The organism is Microvirga massiliensis, assembly GCF_001006805.1.
Classification (GTDB): Bacteria; Pseudomonadota; Alphaproteobacteria; order Rhizobiales; family Beijerinckiaceae; genus Microvirga; species Microvirga massiliensis.
Window position 1 is genome coordinate 1 of record NZ_LN811351.1, and the last position, 19,582, is coordinate 19,582.

At 63.4% G+C, this 19,582-nt stretch carries 14 protein-coding genes and 1 tRNA gene; 11 read left to right on the forward strand and 4 right to left on the reverse strand.

Going from position 1 to position 19,582, the window contains the following annotated elements; translation table 11 throughout:
* Nucleotides 1-7: 7 nt before the first annotated feature.
* Both BN1233_RS05185 and BN1233_RS05190 read left to right on the forward strand, forming a co-directional pair.
* Nucleotides 8-84 (forward strand) — tRNA-Met (locus BN1233_RS05185).
* Nucleotides 85-280: 196 nt separating this feature from the next.
* The gene (locus BN1233_RS05190) at nt 281-1,120 is read left to right on the forward strand and encodes a class I SAM-dependent methyltransferase (protein WP_048709392.1); all 840 of its coding nucleotides are present in this window, start codon (nt 281-283) and stop codon (nt 1,118-1,120) included.
* A gap of 297 nt (nt 1,121-1,417) precedes the next feature.
* Here the strand turns inward: BN1233_RS05190 and BN1233_RS05195 are convergent, their stop codons facing one another.
* On the reverse strand, nt 1,418-2,980 hold the full coding sequence (locus BN1233_RS05195) for an FAD-dependent oxidoreductase (protein ID WP_046862523.1): 1,563 nt from the start codon (nt 2,978-2,980) through the stop codon (nt 1,418-1,420).
* Between the two features lie 401 nt (nt 2,981-3,381).
* Here BN1233_RS05195 and BN1233_RS05200 point away from each other — a divergent pair, with 401 nt between their 5' ends.
* Nucleotides 3,382-4,908 carry a calcium-binding protein gene (locus BN1233_RS05200; RefSeq protein ID WP_046862524.1) on the forward strand — a complete coding sequence of 509 codons (1,527 nt, stop codon included), beginning with the start codon at nt 3,382-3,384 and terminating at the stop codon, nt 4,906-4,908.
* A gap of 171 nt (nt 4,909-5,079) precedes the next feature.
* Here the strand turns inward: BN1233_RS05200 and BN1233_RS05205 are convergent, their stop codons facing one another.
* On the reverse strand, nt 5,080-5,931 hold the full coding sequence (locus BN1233_RS05205; RefSeq protein ID WP_082145197.1) for a DUF2336 domain-containing protein: 852 nt from the start codon (nt 5,929-5,931) through the stop codon (nt 5,080-5,082).
* 185 nt (nt 5,932-6,116) lie between these two features.
* Here BN1233_RS05205 and BN1233_RS05210 point away from each other — a divergent pair, with 185 nt between their 5' ends.
* From BN1233_RS05210 to BN1233_RS05230, 5 genes are all read left to right on the forward strand, one after another.
* Nucleotides 6,117-6,827, forward strand: a complete 711-nt coding sequence (locus tag BN1233_RS05210; RefSeq protein WP_046862526.1) for a TetR/AcrR family transcriptional regulator — start codon at nt 6,117-6,119, stop codon at nt 6,825-6,827.
* Nucleotides 6,827-8,014 carry an efflux RND transporter periplasmic adaptor subunit gene (locus tag BN1233_RS05215; RefSeq protein WP_046862527.1) on the forward strand — a complete coding sequence of 396 codons (1,188 nt, stop codon included), beginning with the start codon at nt 6,827-6,829 and terminating at the stop codon, nt 8,012-8,014. Before BN1233_RS05210 ends, BN1233_RS05215 begins: the two co-directional genes overlap by 1 nt.
* The gene (locus BN1233_RS05220; protein ID WP_046862528.1) at nt 8,014-11,151 is read left to right on the forward strand and encodes an efflux RND transporter permease subunit; all 3,138 of its coding nucleotides are present in this window, start codon (nt 8,014-8,016) and stop codon (nt 11,149-11,151) included. The genes BN1233_RS05215 and BN1233_RS05220 overlap by 1 nt, the downstream gene beginning before the upstream one ends.
* Before the next feature lie 75 nt (nt 11,152-11,226).
* The gene (gene eda, locus BN1233_RS05225; protein ID WP_046862529.1) at nt 11,227-11,874 is read left to right on the forward strand and encodes a bifunctional 4-hydroxy-2-oxoglutarate aldolase/2-dehydro-3-deoxy-phosphogluconate aldolase; all 648 of its coding nucleotides are present in this window, start codon (nt 11,227-11,229) and stop codon (nt 11,872-11,874) included.
* A gap of 174 nt (nt 11,875-12,048) precedes the next feature.
* Nucleotides 12,049-12,972 (forward strand): tellurite resistance TerB family protein, encoded by a 924-nt coding sequence (locus BN1233_RS05230; protein WP_048709394.1) that lies wholly within the window; start codon nt 12,049-12,051, stop codon nt 12,970-12,972.
* Between the two features lie 57 nt (nt 12,973-13,029).
* Here the strand turns inward: BN1233_RS05230 and BN1233_RS05235 are convergent, their stop codons facing one another.
* Nucleotides 13,030-14,211 carry a pyridoxal phosphate-dependent aminotransferase gene (locus BN1233_RS05235; protein WP_046862530.1) on the reverse strand — a complete coding sequence of 394 codons (1,182 nt, stop codon included), beginning with the start codon at nt 14,209-14,211 and terminating at the stop codon, nt 13,030-13,032.
* A 223-nt stretch (nt 14,212-14,434) separates the two neighbouring features.
* On the opposite strand from BN1233_RS05235, the gene BN1233_RS05240 reads away from it, so the two are divergent.
* From BN1233_RS05240 to BN1233_RS05250, 3 genes are read left to right on the forward strand one after another with little or no spacing between them, the layout of a single operon-like run.
* Nucleotides 14,435-16,243, forward strand: coding sequence for an IlvD/Edd family dehydratase (locus tag BN1233_RS05240; protein ID WP_046863086.1), 1,809 nt, complete (start codon nt 14,435-14,437; stop codon nt 16,241-16,243).
* A 1-nt stretch (nt 16,244) separates the two neighbouring features.
* A complete protein-coding gene (locus BN1233_RS05245) occupies nt 16,245-17,087 on the forward strand; it encodes an isocitrate lyase/PEP mutase family protein (RefSeq protein WP_046862531.1) in 843 nt (280 codons plus the stop codon).
* Between the two features lie 25 nt (nt 17,088-17,112).
* Complete coding sequence (locus tag BN1233_RS05250; protein ID WP_046862532.1) at nt 17,113-17,859, forward strand: SDR family oxidoreductase; 747 nt, start codon at nt 17,113-17,115, stop codon at nt 17,857-17,859.
* Between the two features lie 285 nt (nt 17,860-18,144).
* Here BN1233_RS05250 and BN1233_RS05255 read toward each other — a convergent pair whose 3' ends face one another.
* On the reverse strand, nt 18,145-19,530 hold the full coding sequence (locus BN1233_RS05255; protein WP_046862533.1) for an NAD(P)H-dependent oxidoreductase: 1,386 nt from the start codon (nt 19,528-19,530) through the stop codon (nt 18,145-18,147).
* Between the last annotated feature and the right edge of the window lie 52 nt (nt 19,531-19,582).

Sequence of the window (19,582 nt, forward strand, 5' to 3'; positions counted from 1 at the left end):
TGATTGGCGCGGGGTGGAGCAGCCCGGTAGCTCGTCAGGCTCATAACCTGAAGGTCAGAGGTTCAAATCCTCTCCCCGCAACCAATCTCATAATTCTCCCATCACCGCAAACTGGCCGCTCCATCCGAGCGGCCAGTTTGCGTTTGGGTGCCGTGCCATTGTCAGCTGGTTCCTGCAAAGCCCTACCCTCTATCTGTCGGCGGCGTACGGTGGTTGGCAGGACGCGACAACAGGTTTACCTTGCGGAATGTATTGATCATCACCAAAGCGTTTTCACGCCATGGAACTTGCGGATCTTCCATTTCGCGCCAAGCAGGCGCTTCGACCCACCTATTTGCGCATCAGAACGGTTGAGCGTTGGATTCAATACCACTTGGGCGTGTTCGAGTCCGAGGCCAAAATCGAACGGGATGCGCAACGCTTCTGGAATGCCGAGGACGAGAGGCTGCGCCAGCATTCCCATTGGCGGGGCGCCGGCATCTTCCAGGACGACGCGCGGTGGATGGCCTTGGGCCAGGAGCACCGTCAGCTCTACGAGAAGTTCGCCAGAATGCTCGGCGTTACAGGCCGGCCGCAACGGATTGTCGATTGGGGCTGCGGCGGCGGAGCCGACGCACTCCATTTCGCGCCGCTGGCACAGGACTACGTCGGCATCGACATCTCGCAGGACAATCTCGAAGAGTGCAGTCGCCTTCTGGCGAATGCCGGGCTCACCAATTTCACGCCGGTGCTGATTCGAACTGATGCTCCTGAGGATGCCCGTACGCTGGTGCCCCTCCCGTGCGACCTATTCCTGTGCATTGGAGTCTTTGAGATCCTTCCCACTCCGGAATACGGTTACAGGGTGCTCGAGATCGCCCGTGACCTGCTCGCAGATGGCGGTATGGCGATTGTTCAAGTCAAATACGTGAAGGATTCCTGGGTCACCCGGCCGAAGCGTTTTGGTTACCGCCGGAACTTTCCGATTCTCACCACCTATCCGATCGATGAGTTCTGGACGGCTGCAGAGGCGCGCGGCTTGAAACCGCAGGCCATCACGCTGCAGCCCTACCAGCCTCTCATCGGAAATGGTGATTACGCGTTCTTCTGCCTCACGAAGGAGAGCTCGTCTGTAAACTGACGTATGAGGCTGGAGGTGGCATCGGAACAGGCAGGGTGAACTGTCGCGCTCTCTCTGTCTCTGCGAGCTACAGGCGGAGCAATCCAGCTTTTCCGGCGCAGCGCCGCTGGGTTGCTTCGCTTTGGTCGCAGTGACGATGAGGACACGAAGGAGCGAAGCGCCCGCTCAGCAAAGGCCCATGGCTGAGACAATCTCTGCACGATTCGGCTTCGCCACGTACACAATTCCGATGTGCCTCTAGAGATCAATGCACGGGGACCGTCGCAATGGGTTATCGAGGCCAGCCGTGGTTGCCCGCTAAGTAGCCTTGAGGTGGTCGGCCAAGCGCGTTGCGAGGGCCACGATGGTCAGGGTAGGGGTACCGCACCCATATGTCGGGAAAACTGAACTTCCGGCCACGTAGAGATTGGCGATCCCGTGCACCCGTCCATCTGAATCGACGACCCCCTGCTTGGGATCGGGATGCATCCGGGTCGCGCCCATGTGGTGATGCCCGTTCTCGTAGTTCTCCATCGGGTCCAGAGCCGAGCCGCGAGGCCGGATACGTAGGCGTCCGAGACCGACGCGCCCCAACTCCTGACCGAGCAACTCATGCGCGCGCATGAAGAAGTGCTCGAAATCGGGGCCGAGCCGCCAATCGAGCTTCACGCGGCGCAGGCCGAGCGCGTCCCGCTCGTTCGTCAACGTGATCCGGCTGTCGGGATTCGGGGGCGGCTCCAAGGACGAGAACGTCGCATAGTGGGTTGGGGATGACCCTGCGATCCTCCCATAGGCTGCGCTCGCCAGCCCATCGAGATCGCTGATGATGTTGCCGAGATGCTTGCCGAGATCCTCGGGAAACGAGCCCTTGCGCAGCCGCCACCAGAGAGCCTTGATGGAGGCCGCTCCTTCCGAGACATCGGTCGCTGTCGCCGGGCGGATCCCGATGTAGAAATTGGGCAGGCCTTCCCGCTTCGTTAATTCCGTAGCGGGCTCGAGAATTCCGCGGACAATCACATTCGGCTGGACCGCGGTGAGACGGTAATAGTCCAACTCCGGGTAGCGCTGTTTGAACAGGATCTGACCCGACTGCTCAAATATCGGATGGTCCATGAAGAAGCGCCCGACGAGGTCATTCTGATTGCCGAGCCCGGCGGTCTCGACTTGGTCGGAACTCAAAAGAAGGCGCACATTCTCGATCCCGCCCGCCGCCAGAACATAGCGCCGGCTCCGCACCTGGAAGGCAGGTCCGCCGAGTGTTGCCACCCGTACTTGGCTGACTGCGTTCGGCACCGGCGGGGTCTCGAGCGTGGTCACATTGGCCCGCAGATACACCCGCACGTTTTGCGCCTTTGCGAGTTCCTCACGGTAGCGCTGCCCGAAGCGGGTCGGCGGGCTAAACTGGAATATGGAGGTGAAGAAGCGGCTCGGATTGAGCTTGAGGGGCTCCTGGTCATTGATCGTCCAGTCCTTGGCCTCGTAGGCGAAGGGACCGACTTCGCACAAAACCTGCGCGCGCCGGTAATAGGGCTCGAGTTCCGCTAGGCCGAAAGGCCAGCCGCTGTAGGGGATGTGGGCCCGCTTCTCGAATTCGATCAGCTGGAATGGTCTGGTCCAGCCACTCCAATGATTGGTCGAGCCACCGAAATAGCGCAGGCGGGTCACATCGAGCGGGAAGAAGTGTGGATTGGTGCTCTCGCCTGCATAGAGATTCTGGGTGGCGGGGGCAAACTCGAGCCCACCGCTCTCAAGCAGGCAAACCTGGAGCGAAGTGCCCGCAAGCTCGCGCGTGAGCGTGATGCCGGCGGCTCCGCCTCCAATGATGCAAATGTCTGAATCGAGAACAGTGTTCTGAGGAACCGTGCGTGCGTCAATGATCATCTAGGCATCCAAGCCGATGCCCATGATGACGAGCGTGGAGGTAGGCAGGCAATTAATCCGCAGGAGGTAGACACATAGGCCATCTGGCCGTTCAGATCCCCAGTGTGGGCAGTATAGTATCTACTTCGTGCGGTACTCGACAACTCCTTTCAGCGTATCGTGGTGCCGTGCGCTAAGGTATTTCTCACCGCTCATGACCGGCGAGACCTTTCTCATTAGGGCAGTTCGCATTGCCGTAGCGAATGTGGAACCAGGCATTGGGACATGGGTTTCCTTATCCCGGCCCAGCTAAGCCGCAGGCCTGGAGCGCATGACTGATGAGCATCGATCGTCACCTGGGTGGCGTGCGCATTTAAGTTCAGTGATCATGATTTGCACGTCCCCATCGGAGGAAAGTGGAAATGAGTTTGTCCCGACTGTGGCTCGACTGGGTCGATCGCATCCTCTCCGGCAATGTTGTCGTCGGCGCCGGGCACGCTGAGATCTTGGCGGCTCCTGCACCTCATGCGCTCGTTCTCGGCTTCGGCGGAAACGATCAACTGACGAGCAGTTTTGACCAGACAATCCTGTCCGGAGGACTTGGAGACGATACTCTGACTACCAGCTACAGCATCGATTCTTCTGGTGAGCCCGTCCACGCGCTTGCGACTCAATTTGGCAATGCTGGCGACGACACGCTCAGAACCGATGTAATGGTCGCTGGCTCTACGGCGCCGTTCGGGACGCTACTCAACATCGATGTTCTGCTCGACGCTGGCAGCGGGAACGATGTCATCAACGCCCGTGTGGCTACAGGCCTGAATTTCGGCGAGACCAGCCTGAGGAATCTGATCTATGCCGGAGCGGGGGACGATACCGTGGAGGCTGTCGCCGATACGACGGGTTCGATCGACAACAGCACTGCGACGAATATCGTACACGCAGGACGAGGCAATGATCTCGTTTCGGCTGTCGCAACGACTGATCTCGCAGGGCTTGTGAGCAGCGCGTTCAACGTTTTGACCGGCGGCTACGGCGACGATGAGCTCGAGGCGAAAGCGGTCGCGCAATCGAACACCCCGGATACTGCTTCCAATTTCCTCTCTGGTGGGAATGGCAACGACATCCTAAGGGCCGAGAACGAAACTGATTCCAACTTCGGTGCGCCGATCGGTATTAACGAGTTGCAAGGTGGGGATGGCGATGACACGCTGTTCGCAAGCCAACTCACTGATGGGGAGAATGCCGTAACCGATGTCACGAATCTCCTGGATGGCGGAGCCGGGAGTGACCACCTGCAGGCAAGCTCTCAGGCTCTTGGACAGACGGTCTATGCACTGAACCAGCTCACAGGTGGAAGAGGTAGTGACTCACTCACTGCTAACCTGACTGCAGAGGCGTATACCGGTGACCTCGCAGTCTCCAATGTGTTGGATGGCGGTGCCGGAAACGACAGGCTCGACGCGTTCCTTTCAGCGGCTGTTCTCTCCGAAGGAGCCTCAGCCCATGCGGAGAATCGCCTGACGGGTGGTGCCGGAAACGATATTCTTATGGCCACAGTCGCGGCCGGGTCGATCGGTTCGAGCTTTCTCGAAGGAGGCACAGGCGATGATGAACTGATCGCACTCGGAGAGTCGAACGACCTGCTCATCGGCGGGAGTGGAGCAGACACTTTCCGTCTCGACGTCGCGCAATTTCAGGGAAGCGACACGATTGCTGATTTCGAATTCGGGTCCGATCTTCTGAGTTTCACAGGATTGACGGATACCGGAGTCGCCGGCCTGGTCGACGATCTCGATGCGATATCGAGCTTCACCCAAACCGGGACGGATCTGACAGTTACCCTGAAATCCGGATCGGAGTTCGTCTTCGCCGGACTTGGGAATTCGGGAATCGAGAGTTGGGTCGGCATCGTATCAGATCCAGCAAGTCAGATCCTGATCGCGTGATCACCCTCGCGGATGCCACGTTAAGGACGCGCACTGGGATGGCTTTTCACGAATCGACCTTCCAGTCATCGAGGCGTCCGTCTGCGCCGGACTCTTGGCAGGCCCCCTGGGCGACTACCTGCTCGGTGATGCCGCCTATGCTGCGTCCCGGCATCCGACCGCAGCAGCCATTCAGGTATTCTCGCCGGTTGGCTTGTTCCGCTGATTGAGGCGTGCGGTTCGCATTTGAACGATCTGCGCCCGGGTCGGTGGCGTGAGTCCGAGGTCGTCAGCCCAGGCCTCGATACTCGTGTGGTCCGTCCCGAACAGCGCCTGCAGCGCGTCGGCGATCGAACGTTGCGCGAAAGCAGCGAGAATCGTCGCGAGGTCCACCGCCCGGTCCTGGCGGGCGATCTGGGATATGACCTCGTCGAGCTGTTTCCGGTGCGCTTCGACATCGGCGATGAGTGCGCGCACTTCGCCGATCCGGTCGCGCGCGGCGCGCACACGCACACTGTTCTTCTGATCTGCGGCCTCCACCGCGATGCGCAATACCCGCTGCGAGAGCCGCTCCCGCGCGCCCGGTGTGAAGCGCGCTCCCGAATGCATCGCGAGCCTGCGCAGCACGGCGTCGCCGCCACGATCGAGTAGCACCTCCGTCGCGATCTCCGAAATCGCCGAACGCTCTGCCATCGCGATAAGATGGTCCTGAGAGCAGGTGAGGGCGATTTCGGCGAGGTCCTCGTCGGTCAGGACGGGAGAGAGGCGCAGGACGATACCGGCAATCTCGACTTCTTCGTCTTCCGCGAGGCGTCGCGCTACCGGACGTGGAAGCGTCGGCAGCGCCGCAACCCGCCTCGCATAGGCAGCGCGCTCCTCAGTCCCCAGCCTCACGAGGGCGTGCTCGGCAATGGCCGAGTAGTCACGGCGCGCAGCTTCGCTCGGTCGCTCCGTGCGCGCATAGACCTCGGTCGCCACCGACAGGAGTTCCTGTCGTCTGGCCGGTACAGCCGCTCTGATGAGGTCGAGGGGTTGTTCAGTCATGGCGATCGGCCCGCATGGGACCAGATTACACCGTTATTCACAATGTCAGATCGGATTTTACCTTAATGAATATTCAACCTCGCGAACGCGCGATAGATGGTGTCGGCGGAACGCAGCCTCCAGAAGGTCCTTGACGGCGGAACGGAGGCAACGCACATGAGAATGAACGTTCATTCTCATGTGCCATGACCGCCAACCTCAAGCCTGAGCGCTCCTATCCAGGTGACAACGAGCCTGACCGCGCGGCTCGCATTCTCGACGCCGCAGAACGGTGTTTCGTTCGGAGCGGCTTTCACCGCGCAACGATGCAGGACGTGGCTGCCGAGGCGGGCATGAGCCCCGGCAATCTCTACCGCTACTTCCGCTCGAAGGATGCCCTCGCCACGGGCCTCGTCGAACGCGATCGGGCACGCGTCATGAGAGACATGTCGGGCCTGGATAGTGCCGAGGACTTCATGGCGGCCCTCTCCGAGCTTGCCCGGAAGCACTTCGTCGAAGAGCCGTGGGAAAGGGCCGTTCTTTGTCTCGAAACTTGGGCCGAGGCGACCCGAAGTCCCGTTTTCGCGGCCTTGACGGAGCGCTTTGACGAGGCCGTCCAGGAACGGATGACATCCCTGTTCAGGGCTGCGCAGGGGCGGGGCGTCATCGCGGCATCCGTCGATCCCGGAGCATTGGCGATTATCGTCTCGACTCTGGCGAACGGCCTCTTCGTGAGGCGGGCTGTGCTGCCGGGCTTCGATGCCGAGCGCGAGGTTGGGACTGTGATGAAGGTCATAGAGGCGGCTTGCGCCGGCCTTATCGACATGCCCACGCCGTCCGGCCGCGAAGAGGCAGACCTCGCGACCGAACGATCGCCCACTGGGCGGGAGCAGCCCCTGTCGGAGACCCGAAGCTGATGCGCCGGAAAGCGCCGCTCGCCGCCTTCTTCGCCGCCACGCTGGGTATCGCTCAGACTCACGTGGTCGTGGCCCAGGAGGCCGGACCGCCCGCATCGCTCGCGCCGGCTGTGACGGTTACGCGTGCGACGGAGCGCGAACTCGTCGAGAGAGTCATCGTCACCGGGACGCTCATGCCGCGCGAAGAGGTCCTGGTCTCGCCGGAAATCGACGGGTTGCAGATCATCGAACTTCTAGCCGAGGAGGGCGACCATGTCGAGAAAGGGCAGGTGCTGGCGCGCCTCGCCCGGGATCTCCTCGATGTGCAAGCCGCCCAGAACGCGGCGACGATCGCTCGTGCCGAGGCCGCCATTGCCCAGGCACGAAGCCAGATCGTTCAGGCGGAGGCTGCACAGGTCGAGGCCGGACAGGCTCTCGAGCGGACCCGGGCGCTCATGCGGAGCGGTAATGCCACCGAGGTTCAGCTCGAGCAGCGCGTTTCGGCAGCCCGTGCCGCAGAGGGACGTCTCGCTGCCGCGCGCGACGGCTTGCGGATGGCGGAAGCCGAACGTCGCTCGGCCGAAGCCCAGCAGCAGGAGAATGCGGTGCGTCTGGAGCGCACCGAGATCAAGGCGCCGGCTGCCGGCATCATCAGCCGGCGGACGGCGCGTCTCGGTGCGACCGCCTCGGTGGCCGGGGAGCCGCTGTTCAGGATTATCGCGAAGAGCGAAATCGAGCTCGAGGGTGAGGTTCCGGAGACGCAACTCCTGAAGATCAAGGAGGGCTTTCCCGCAACCGTCACGATCGGTCCGGGCCGGGTGTTGACCGGCCGGGTCCGGATGGTTTTCCCGGAGGTCGATCGTGCGACGCGCCTCGGCCGTGTCCGGATTTCTCTTCCAGACGATCCGGCGCTCCGGATTGGCACCTTCGCGCGCGGCTCGATCGAGATCGCGCGTCGCAGCGGTGTCGCGGTTCCGCTCTCGGCCGTTGTCTACGGGCGTGAGGGACCGAGCGTGCAGGTCGTGGTCGATGACCGGGTCCGGTCGCGTCCGATCCGGCCCGGGCTCACGGCCGACGGCTACATCGAAGTGCTCGACGGCGTCGCGGCCGGTGACCTCGTGGTTACGCGCGCCGGGAGCTTCCTGCGGGATGGCGACCCGATTCGTCCGGTGCTCGCGGCCTCGGCCAAGGCGGAAGGGCCCCGCTAATGGCTTTGAACGTGTCCGCATGGGCGATCCGGAAGCCGATCCCGCCCGTCGTTCTCTTCATCGTGCTGATGATCCTGGGCGTGTTCAGCTTCCATCAGCTTCCGATCACGCGCTTTCCCAATATCGATATTCCGATCGTCACGATTTCGGTGACGCAGGCCGGCGCAGCGCCTTCCGAACTGCAGAACCAGGTGACGAAGCGCGTCGAGGACGCCGTCGCGGGCGTCAACGGCGTCAAGCACATCATCTCGACGATCGCCGAGGGCATCTCGACGACGACGATCGAGTTCCGCCTCGAAGTGAATTCCGATCGCGCCGTCAACGACGTGAAGGACGCGATCGCCAAGATCAGGGCCGATCTGCCGCGTACCATCGACGAGCCGGTGGTTCAGCGGCTCGAGATCGCGGGTCTGCCCATCGTGACCTATGCGGTTTCCGCGCCGGCCATGACCCCGGAGGAACTCTCGTGGTTCGTCGACGACGTCGTCGCGCGGGCGCTCCAAGGTGTCTCGGGCGTCGGCGGCGTGCAACGGGTCGGCGGCGTGGACCGCGAGATCCGGGTCGGTCTCAAGCTCGATCGCCTCCTCGCGCTCGGCATTACGGCGGCCGACGTGAACCGGCAGTTGCGGGTCACCAGTGTCGATCTGGCCGGTGGGCGCGGCGAGGTAGGCGGGCAGGAGCAGTCCATTCGCACACTGGGAGGTGCGGATACCCTCGAGGAACTCTCGTCGACCAGTATCACACTCCCGGGTGGCCGCCGCGTCCGCCTCTCGGATCTCGCGACCATTTCGGACGGGGCCGCGGAGCCCCGCACTTTCGCACGCTACAATGGAGAGCCAGTCGTCGCCTTTGCAGTCTCGCGCGCGAAGGGGGCGAGCGATGCCACGGTCGGAGAGGCGGTGGCGTCGAAGATAGCCGAGCTCGGAAGGGCTCATCCCGACGTTCATTTCGACGTGATCGACGACACAGTCGCCTACACGGTCGGGAACTTCGAATCCGCGATGCACACCCTGATCGAGGGAGCCGTGCTCGCGGTCATCGTCGTGTTCATCTTCCTGCGGGACTGGCGGGCGACGCTCATTGCATCGATCGCCCTGCCGCTGTCGGTCATCCCGGCATTCTGGGCGATGAATGCGCTTGGCTTCTCGCTCAATCTGGTGAGCCTGCTCGCGATCACCCTCGTGACCGGGATCCTCGTGGACGATGCAATCGTCGAGATCGAGAACATCGTCCGCCACATGAAGATGGGCAAGTCGCCATATCGAGCTGCCCTCGAAGCAGCCGATGAGATTGGGCTCGCGGTCATCGCGATCACCCTCACGATCGTCGCGGTCTTTGCGCCGGTGAGCTTCATGGGGGGGATCGCGGGTCAGTATTTCCGGCAGTTCGGCCTCACCGTCGCCGCTGCCGTCCTGATCTCGCTTCTGGTCGCGCGGCTCATCACGCCGATGCTGGCCGCCTATTTCCTGCGGGCGCACGCGCGCGAGGAAGAGCGCGACGGCTTCGTCATGCGCGCCTACACGCGGGTGGTCGCCTGGTCGGTGCGCCACAAGTTCATCACCTTCGCGCTCGGCTTGGCCTTCTTCGCCGGATCGATCGCCTCGACGCAGCTTCTTCCGTCGGGCTTTCTTCCGGAAGAGGATATTTCACGCTCACTCTTCGTCGTGGAGCTGCCGCCAGGGTCTCGCCTCGAGGATACCAAAGCCGTGACCGACCGACTCGCGCAGCGGCTGCGTGAAAGCTCCGAGGTGCGCAACGTCTTCGTCAATGGCGGAACCCAGCTTCCGGGCAAGAAGGAAGTTCGTCTCGCGACGCTCATCGTGAACTATGTCGACAAATCGCATCGGCAGCTTCGTCAGAGACAGCTCGAAAACAAAATTGTCGATCTGTTCCGCGATGTCCCGGATATCCGCTTCTTCGTGATGAACGATGGCGGGAAGCGCGGCTTGCAGCTCATCGTCAGCGGACCGGATCAGGACGTCGTGATCGAGACTGCCGCGAAGCTCCAGCGTGAGATGAACTCGATTCCGAAGCTCGAGAACGTGATCTCGACGGCCCCCCTCGACAGGCCCGAGATTCGCATCCGGCCGAAGGAAGCTCTCGCTGCGGAACTCGGTGTTTCGACGGATGTGATCGCCGAGACGGTGCGGGTCGGAACGATCGGCGATGTCGGGGCCAATCTTGCTAAGTTCGATGTCGGCGAGCGTCAGGTTCCGATCCGCGTCCAGCTTCCCGAGACCGTGCGCGGCGACCGCGCGCTCCTCGACATCCTGAAAGTGCCGGCAAAGAACGGTGCGGCGGTGCCTCTGTCGGTCGTTGCCGATGTCGAACTCGGTCGTGGGCCGGCGGCGATCGAACGCTATGACCGCACGCTCCGCGTGGCGCTCGAGGCCGACATGCGCGGCACGGATGCGCTCGGCGAGGTGCTGGAGGCCGTCTATGCGTTGCCGACGGCGCGGAATCTCCCGCCCGGCGTTACCATCAGACAGTCCGGCGACGCGGAGGTGATGGCGGAAGTCTTCGCGAGTTTCGGTCAGGCCATGGGCGCAGGCATCATGATGGTGCTCGGCGTGCTGATCCTGCTCTTCGCAAATTTCCTGCAGCCTTTCACGATACTCTTCTCGCTTCCGCTGTCGATCGGCGGCGCGATCCTGGCCCTGGTCCTCACCCAGAAGGCGATCAGCCTTCCCGTGGTGATCGGCTTCCTGATGCTCATGGGCATCGTCACGAAGAACGCGATCATGCTCGTCGATTTCGCGATCGAGGAGGTGGCGCGCGGGGTCAATCGTGCGACGGCGATCATCGATGCCGGGCGCAAGCGGGCACGGCCCATCGTCATGACGACGATCGCAATGGCCGCCGGAATGCTGCCGAGCGCCTTTGCGCTCGGAGCCGGCGGCGAGTTCCGGGCTCCCATGGCGATCGCCGTGATCGGCGGTCTTCTCGTGTCAACCCTGCTGTCGCTGATCTTCGTGCCGGCTTTCTTCATCCTGATGGATGATCTCTCGCACATTCTCACGCGCCTGTTCGGGCGGTTCGTGGGTGAGAGGGACGAGCCTGGCGAGGAGGAGCGCGAGGAGCCTCAGCGGGACGTGCGCCGCTATCGCCCGAGGCTGGTGAAATCGGCCGCGGAGTAGGCATCGGATTCTTCGCGCGTTCGGATGCGCCGGAAGGTCATCCCTTTGGCCGCATTTTTACTGTAGAACGGCATCATGTCCGAAAAGCACGAAGCCCTCCTCTCGTTCGCCCGCCTCGCGCCAGTGATCCCGGTCGTCGCGATCCAGGATGCCCGTCGCAGCATCGATCTGGCCCAGACCCTCGTCGAGGCCGGCCTTCCGGTGATCGAGGTCACTTTGCGCACGCCCGACGCCCTCGATGCCATCGCGGCGATCGCAAAGGCGGTTCCGAACGCAATCGTCGCCGCGGGAACCGTGGTGACCCCGGCCCAGATCAACGAGGTGGCCGACGCCGGCGCGCGCTTCATCGTGACGCCCGGAACCTCGCCCCTGCTCGCCGATGCGCTCGCGAAGGCCTCCTTGCCCGCCATGCCGGGCTGCGCGACGGCGTCCGAGGCCATCGCACTGGCGGAACGGGGCTTCCGGATCCTGAAATTCTTTCCCGCCGGTGCGTCGGGCGGCTCTGCTTGGCTCAAGAGCGTCCACGGCCCGCTTCCGCAATTGTCGTTCTGCCCGACCGGTGGTGTCGATGCCAGCAATGCCGCGGCCTATCTCGCTCTGCCGAATGTCATCTGCGTCGGCGGCTCGTGGGTGGTTCCCCCGAAGGCGCTTGAAGATGGCGACTTCGAGACGATCGGCCGGCTCGCTCGCGAGGCAGCAGCCCTGCGCGGCTCTCTCCCGTAGAGGACGATCGCTGCAGAAGCGCGCTCTCGCGAACAAAAGGCTTCGCTCTCCGTTGTGTCTCCGGTTGCATGCGAGCCGGAGCTGATCCCGCTTTGAAGGCGGTCCTCCGCTCCGCCGCGTTGGAATCTTTCCGGTGAGGCGAACCGGTCTCACGGATGATGCTGTGAGGACCCCATGGCTAATCTCCCCTTCGATCCGAAACGGTTGCTCGATTCCCTGATCGGGGCTGCGGCGAGCATCGGGCAGCCGGCGGAACCAACCAACTCGTCATCGCCGCAAGGCAAAATGGGCCCAACGGTCGATCTCGGCCCACAGGTGACGAACACTGTCGAGAAGGTTACCGGACAGACTCCCGATCAACTGCTCCAGAAAGCGAAGTCCGTCATCGAGCAGCACCCCGGCCTCGCTCAGGCAGCCGCGATCGGACTGGCAGGGCTGCTGTTCGGACCTCGTAAGTCGGGTAGCGGGATATCGAGCGCGCTGGCGCGGCTAGGTGGGCTCGCGGTGATCGGGGGACTTGCCTACAAGGCGTTCCAGAACCGGCAGGCCGGAAAACCGCTGTTGGCCGATGTTCAGACACCAGCGGCCAGTGGCGGTGATTCCTCCCAGACGCCGCAACGCGCCCAGGAAGGAACATCGTCGGGTCGGCCGCTTGCCACCGTATCAGGGACAGGCGCATCGGGCGCGGGCGCCGAGGATTTCGACGTGCCTCAGGAATCCCCGTTCCATCCCGTCTCCCAGACCGAAGACGACGTTCTTCTCTATCTTCGCGCTATGGCCGCCGCTGCGGCAGCGGATGGCCATGTCGATGAAGCCGAGCGCAACCGGATCATCCGCGGCTTGCGGGACTCAGGGATCGGTCCCCAGGCCAGCGACTGGCTGGAGCGGGAATTCGCGAGCCCGGCCGATGTCGACGAACTCGCGGCGCAGGCCCGGAGCCCCGAGAAGGCTGCCCAAGTCTATGCGGCGGCCCGGATCGCGATCGATCCCGACACCCTTCAGGAGAGAGAATTCCTGAACCGGCTTGCCGAAGCGCTCGACCTCGATCAGGCCATCCGCTCCCATCTGGACGACACCACATCGTCCGCGAAGGCTTGAGCCTCGCCTCATTAGAGGCCTCTCGCGGGCTGCTCGCAGTGGCAAGGGGGAGCCTCTTCAGGCTGCCTTTCGCCGCGACAGGAACTCGCCCATCCGCTCCAGGGCGCGGGCGATGTTCTCCTCCGAGTTGGCGTAGGAGAGGCGGATATAGCCCTCGCCGTGAATGCCGAAATCGGGCCCGCCGATGACGGCGACGCCGGCCTCTTCCAGGAGAGCCGATGCCAGCGGCTTCGCCTTCCAGCCCGTGTCGGTCACGTTCGGGAAGGCGTAGAACGCCCCTTTCGGAGTGATGCAGGAGACGCCGAGCAGCCCGTTCAGGCCTTCGACCACGAGCTTCCGGCGCCGGTCGAAGACCTCGACCATCTGCCTCACGCAATCCTGCGACCCCTGCAGGGCTTCGACGCCGGCCCATTGCGTCGCTGCATTGACGCAGGAATGGGAATTGACGGCGAGCTTGCGGGCCGCGTCGTAGAGCGGCTTCGGCCAGACCGACCAGCCGAGCCGCCAGCCGGTCATGGCGTAGGTCTTCGAGGCTCCGTCGAGGTAGATCAGCCGGTCGCGGATCTCGGGATAGGACAGGAGCGACACATGGGTCTCTCCGTCATAGGTCATCGTCCCGTAGATCTCGTCGGAGAGGATTGCGACCTGTGGATGGGCCCCGAGCCCCGCCACCAGTGCATCGATCTCCGCCTTCGGAGTGACACCGCCGGTCGGATTGGCGGGGGAGTTCAGGATGAGGAGACGCGTCCGCGGCGTGATCAGCGAAAGCGTTTCGGCAGCCGAGAACGCAAAGCCGTTCGATTCCCGGATCGGCACTGGAACCGGCGTCGCGCCGGTGAACTCGATCATCGATCGATAGATCGGGAAGCCCGGATCCGGATACAGGATTTCTGCGCCCGGCTCCCCGAACATCAGGATCGCCATGAACATCGTGACCTTGCCGCCGGGCACGATCATCACGGAATCCGGGCTCACCTCGACGGCGAACCGCCTGTGCAGATCCGCGGCAACGGCCTCCCGGAGGGGAAGAATGCCGGTCGCCGGGGTATAGCCGTGATGCCCGTCGCAGAGGGCCTTGATTCCCGCCTCGACGATATGCGCAGGCGTCGGGAAGTCGGGCTGCCCGATTCCAAGATTGATGATGTCGCGACCCTGGCGCTCGAGCTCCGTGGCGCGAGCCAGCACCGCGAAGGCATTCTCCTCGCCGATGCGGCTGAAGGCGGAAACGATGGCCGTCATGCTCATATCCTTGATCGACGCTCCTTTGAGGTACAGAGCGCCGCGCTGTCAAACGGGGCCGGCCACCCGACGAGAGAGACGGGAGCGCTGCGGGAGGCATGCGGCCGGCGCGGAGCCCCTCTGTGGAGAGGAGGTTGATTTCCCGTGCGCGGAAGGCTCACATCCGGATATCACTGACCGCGCCGCGGACGCGCGGAAGGATCGTCACAGGGAGATGGAAGAGATGACAGATCGGCCGAAGCGCCGCACGCCCGAACAGCTCCGCTCGCGCCTGTGGTTCGACAATCCCGATAATCCGGGCATGACCGCACTCTATCTGGAGCGCTATCTCAACTTCGGGCTGACCGGGGCCGAACTGCAAGGCAAGAAACCGATCATCGGCATCGCGCAGACGGGCTCCGATCTCTCCCCGTGCAACCGCCACCATCTCGAGCTCGCAAAGCGGGTTCGCGACGGGATCACGGCTGCGGGTGGGGTGGCCTTCGAGTTTCCCTGCCACCCGATCCAGGAGACCGGGAAGCGTCCAACGGCCTGCCTGGACCGGAATCTAGCCTATCTCTCTCTCGTCGAAGTGCTCTACGGCTACCCCCTCGACGGGGTGGTGCTGCTGACCGGTTGCGACAAGACCACGCCGGCCTGCCTCATGGCTGCTGCGACTGTGAACATCCCGGCGATCTCGCTCAATGTCGGGCCGATGCTGAACGGCTGGCACGAAGGTGAGCGTATGGGATCCGGCACCGTCGTCTGGAAGGCTCGCGAACGCCATGCGGCTGGCGATATCGATTACCAGCAGTTCATCGATATCGTCCGCTCGTCGGCGCCATCGGTCGGGCATTGCAATACGATGGGCACCGCCTCGACGATGAACGCGCTTGCCGAAGCGCTCGGAATGTCGCTGCCGGGCTCCGCTGCGATCCCGGCACCTTACCGTGAGCGCGGGCAGATGGCCTACGAGACCGGAAAACGAATCGTCGAGATGGTCTGGGAGGATCTGAAGCCGTCCGACATCATGACGCGCGAGGCCTTCGAGAACGTCATCGTCGCGAACTCGGCCATCGGTGGATCGACCAACGCGCCGATCCACATTAACGCCATCGCGAAGCATATCGGCGTGGAGCTTGATTGCGACGACTGGGAGCGCGTCGGTTTCGACGTGCCGCTCCTCGTGAACATGCAGCCGGCGGGCTTCTATCTCGGAGAGGAATATTTCCGCGCCGGTGGTCTTCCGGCCGTGATCGCGGAGCTGATCGGAGGCGGCAAGATCCACGAGAACGCCCTGACCTGCACGGGCAGGACGATCGGCGAGAATTGCCGGGGCAAGCACAGCTGGGATCGCGACGTGATCTGCTCGTACGACGATCCTCTGAAGGAAAAGGCCGGCTTCCTCAACCTCAAGGGCAACCTGTTCGACTCGGCGATCATGAAGACGAGCGTGATCAGCCCGGAATTCCAGGAGCGCTATCTCAACAATCCGGATGATCCGAACGCCTTCGAGGGGCGTGCCGTCGTGTTCGACGGTCCCGAGGACTATCACAACCGCATCGACGATCCGTCGCTCGGGATCGACGAGCACACGATCCTGATCATGCGCGGTGCGGGACCGATCGGCTATCCCGGCGCTGCGGAGGTCGTGAACATGCAGCCGCCCGGGTCACTGATCAAGAAGGGCGTGCTTTCTCTGCCCTGCATCGGCGACGGACGGCAATCGGGTACGTCCGGGACGCCGTCGATTCTCAACGCCTCTCCCGAGGCTGCAGCCGGAGGAGGTCTCGCGCTCCTGCAAACCGGTGACCGCATCCGCATCGATCTCAACAAGCGATCGGCGGATATCCTCATCTCGGCCGAGGAACTGCAGCGCCGGCGTGCGGATCTCGAAGCCCGCGGCGGATTCCCCTATCCCGCGAGCCAGACGCCCTGGCAGGAGATCCAGCGCTCGATGGTGGACCAGCTCTCCGAGGGGATGACCCTGAAGCCGGCAGTCAGGTATCAGAAGATCGCGCAGACCTTCGGCGTTCCACGGGACAACCACTGAGATGTCGGCCGTCTCCGCCTTTCGACGGCTTCACGAGTCGGGATGCTTCGTCATCCCGAATCCTTGGGACATCGGAACCGCGCGCTACCTGAAGCATCTCGGATTCGCGGCGCTCGCGACGACGAGTTCCGGCTTCTCCTTCTCACGAGGACTGCCCGATACGGATTGGGCGGTTCCGCGCGACATGGCGCTCGGGCATATCGCCGAGATCGTCTCCGCGACCGACCTGCCCGTGAATGCGGATTTTGAATCCGGCTATGCGCATGATCCAGAGGCGCTTGCCGAAAACGTCCGTCTCTGCGTCGCGACGGGTGTCGCCGGGTTGTCGATCGAGGATGCCACGGGGGACCGGAACCACCCGCTCTATGATCTTCCCTTGGCGGTCGAACGCATTCGTGCCGCACGGGCCGCCATCGATGAGACCGGAACCGGAGTCCTCCTGACGGCGCGCGCCGAGTGTCATCTCGTCGGCCATCCCGAACCATTGCGCGAGTCGATCAAGCGCCTCGTCGCCTATGCGGAAGCCGGCGCCGATGTGCTCTACGCGCCGGGCCCGCGCACGCGGGACGACATCCATGCGATCGTGTCGGCCGTCACGCCGAAGCCCGTGAATGTTCTGGTCTCCTCGGCGATCGGGCTCACCGTTTCCCAACTCGCCGAGCTCGGCGTGCGGAGGATCAGTGTCGGCTCTGCTCTCGCGCGGGCTGCCTGGGGCGCGTTCATGCAAGCGGCCGAGAGCATCGCGCAGGATGGATCTTTCGACGGGTTCGCCGATGCTAGGCCCTTTGTGGATCTCAACGAGTTCTTCAGGCGCGACCTGAAGGAGCGGGCTACGAAATCATAAGCATTTGACCGGGAGCGATGGCAGCATGAGTTACCGCCTGCAGGGAAAAAGGGCCGTCGTGACGGCTGCGGGGCAGGGCATCGGTCGAGCGATCGCGGAGGCCTTCGCCCGGGAAGGGGCGCGGATTTATGCCACCGACCTCGACCTGGCGAAGCTCGAAGGGCTGCAGGGGGTCGAGCGGCGCCCGCTCGATGTCCGCTCGACGGAGGCGATCGAGAACTTCGCCAAGGAAGCCGGTGCGATCGACATTCTCGTGAACGCGGCGGGCTTCGTGCATCACGGCACGATCCTCGATTGCTCCGAAGCGGATTGGGAGTTCTCGTTCGACCTCAACGTGAAGTCGATGCATCGCACGATTCGCGCCTTCCTGCCCGGAATGCTCGAGCGCGGCGGCGGGTCGATCGTCAACATTGCGTCGGGCGCCTCATCGGTTCGCGGCATCCCGAACCGGTACGTCTATGGCGCAACGAAAGCGGCGGTGATCGGTCTGACGAAGGCGGTCGCCGCCGACTTCATCCGCAAGGGTATCCGTGCAAATGCGATCTGCCCTGGCACGATCCAGTCGCCCTCGCTCGATGAACGCATCGCCGAACAGGCAGAGCGCTCCGGCCAGAGCCTCGAGGCTGCGCGCCAAGCCTTCATTGACCGACAGCCGATGGGGCGGCTCGGAACTGCGGAGGAGGTTGCCGCGCTTGCGGTCTATCTCGCCTCGGACGAAGCGAGCTTCACGACCGGCCACATCCATCTCGTCGATGGTGGGTTCGCGTTGTGAGATAGGCTGTCTTTGACGCGTACGCTCACCGTCATAGCGAGTGGAGCGAAGCGATCCAGGAGCACATCCGTTAACGGGTAGATTGCTTCGCCTGCGGCTCGCAAAGACGGGAGAGGATTCAGCGCCTGCTCTTGTTTCCGAGTATGCTCTTCCCTCCCTCACGCCTACTTCGTCATTGCGAACGCAGTGAAGCAATCTACCCGTCGAAGGATGAAGCACGTCGCCTGCGGCTCGCAGAGACAGAGTGGAGCCAGCGGGCCGGCCGCCGTCTCTTGAGACATTGAATCACCCGAAAAAGAGCGCGTCCTGTCGTCGGCGCAGCGTCATCAGATCCGAGTTCTCGTCCAGTTCGAGATCTGCCATCCGGATGGTCTGACCTCTCTCGACTGGGCGCGCCAGCCTGCAATCGGCAGCGAGATAGAAGGGAGCCGGTGCGGAGGGAATCAGGGCCTGAGCCGGCCTGAATTCCGCGGTCACGCCCGCAATGGTGTGGTGATGACCACCCATTGTGAGCACTCGTCCGGCGGGCAGATTCTCGGTCGCGACTGCGGCGAGGTCGAGCCGTGGACGGTAATCCGAGCCGTAACCCGAGGCGCCATGGATCGCCACATCGAGAATGCTCGTCGCGGCCTCGAGTCCCAGAAGATGGCGCGGCAGGAACAGCATCGCCGTGGCGCCGGTCCGGCTCACGATATGGCCCTTCTGCGCGAGCATGTCCCAGCTCTTCGCATCATTGCAGCGAACGACGACGAACACCCCGCCCGCGAAGCTGATGTCGTCCGGTGTCCGCAGACAATGGAACACGTCGAGGCGGCGCTCTCCTTTGAGAACGCCTCCGTCGGCACGCAGCGAGAAGATCGTCGGCACTTCGGCGATCCGGGCAAGGGGAGCGTGGAAGTCCGGGCGATCCGGTTTGAGTCCGGTCGCATTCCCGACCACGGTGAGCTCGCACAGATCCGGGACTGCGCGCTGCGGAAAGGCGGATGCCGTCGCCGCACGCGCCGCAACGATATCCGCGACGTCGCGTCCATCCAGGGACCAATGCCTGGCGAGATCGCTGCATACGGCCGATCTTTCATTGCTGGTGAGGCGACCCGACGACGGATCAAACACGAAATCGTATTCGCTCGACTTGCCGGCAGCGATCACATCGAAGCCCAGGATTTCCGCCCAGGATACCAGCCCGATGAGAAGGCTCGGCTGGTCGCCGTCGACCGTGGTCACGACGCGGCCCTGGTCCGCTGCGAGCCGTGCGAGACCGGGGCCGACGACGCTGTCCAATTCCTTTGTGATGAGAGCCAGATGCTTGCCGGCCTTCAGGGCGATCAGCGCATGGCGCGCAGCGGCGATTGGCTGTCCGGTCGATTCCACGATCACGTCGAAGGGCAACTCGCTCACGATGGCGAGGTCGCCCGTCGCGATGAAGTCGCCGTTCTCCCATGCGGTCCTGGCCTCTCGCGCCGAGGGACAGATCCGGATTCGTTGCGGTTCTACTCCGGCGGCTTTCAATCCGGCCGCCGCATTCTCGGGCGCCACGTCGACGGCGATGCGCGCGTTCATCAGGGGCACGCGCGCGGCTTGGGACAGGAAACTCTGCCCGAAGCCTCCCGTGCCCACCACACAGGTCTCAACGGGTCGATCGGCCTTGGCGTAATAGCTGTGATAGTTCATGGCGCTTTCTATCGCCCGATGCGGCCCGTCCGCACCGGTGCACGTGATTGCT

Coding starts and splice junctions, on each gene's coding strand:
- BN1233_RS05205 (WP_082145197.1), bottom strand. CDS start 5,931: ATGACTGAACAACCCCTCGACCTCATCAGAGCGGCTGTACCGGCCAGA.
- BN1233_RS05195 (WP_046862523.1), bottom strand. CDS start 2,980: ATGATCATTGACGCACGCACGGTTCCTCAGAACACTGTTCTCGATTCA.
- BN1233_RS05240 (WP_046863086.1), top strand. CDS start 14,435: ATGACAGATCGGCCGAAGCGCCGCACGCCCGAACAGCTCCGCTCGCGC.
- BN1233_RS05215 (WP_046862527.1), top strand. CDS start 6,827: ATGCGCCGGAAAGCGCCGCTCGCCGCCTTCTTCGCCGCCACGCTGGGT.
- BN1233_RS05210 (WP_046862526.1), top strand. CDS start 6,117: ATGACCGCCAACCTCAAGCCTGAGCGCTCCTATCCAGGTGACAACGAG.
- BN1233_RS05250 (WP_046862532.1), top strand. CDS start 17,113: ATGAGTTACCGCCTGCAGGGAAAAAGGGCCGTCGTGACGGCTGCGGGG.
- BN1233_RS05255 (WP_046862533.1), bottom strand. CDS start 19,530: ATGAACTATCACAGCTATTACGCCAAGGCCGATCGACCCGTTGAGACC.
- BN1233_RS05200 (WP_046862524.1), top strand. CDS start 3,382: ATGAGTTTGTCCCGACTGTGGCTCGACTGGGTCGATCGCATCCTCTCC.
- eda (WP_046862529.1), top strand. CDS start 11,227: ATGTCCGAAAAGCACGAAGCCCTCCTCTCGTTCGCCCGCCTCGCGCCA.
- BN1233_RS05230 (WP_048709394.1), top strand. CDS start 12,049: ATGGCTAATCTCCCCTTCGATCCGAAACGGTTGCTCGATTCCCTGATC.
- BN1233_RS05235 (WP_046862530.1), bottom strand. CDS start 14,211: ATGACGGCCATCGTTTCCGCCTTCAGCCGCATCGGCGAGGAGAATGCC.
- BN1233_RS05245 (WP_046862531.1), top strand. CDS start 16,245: ATGTCGGCCGTCTCCGCCTTTCGACGGCTTCACGAGTCGGGATGCTTC.
- BN1233_RS05190 (WP_048709392.1), top strand. CDS start 281: ATGGAACTTGCGGATCTTCCATTTCGCGCCAAGCAGGCGCTTCGACCC.
- BN1233_RS05220 (WP_046862528.1), top strand. CDS start 8,014: ATGGCTTTGAACGTGTCCGCATGGGCGATCCGGAAGCCGATCCCGCCC.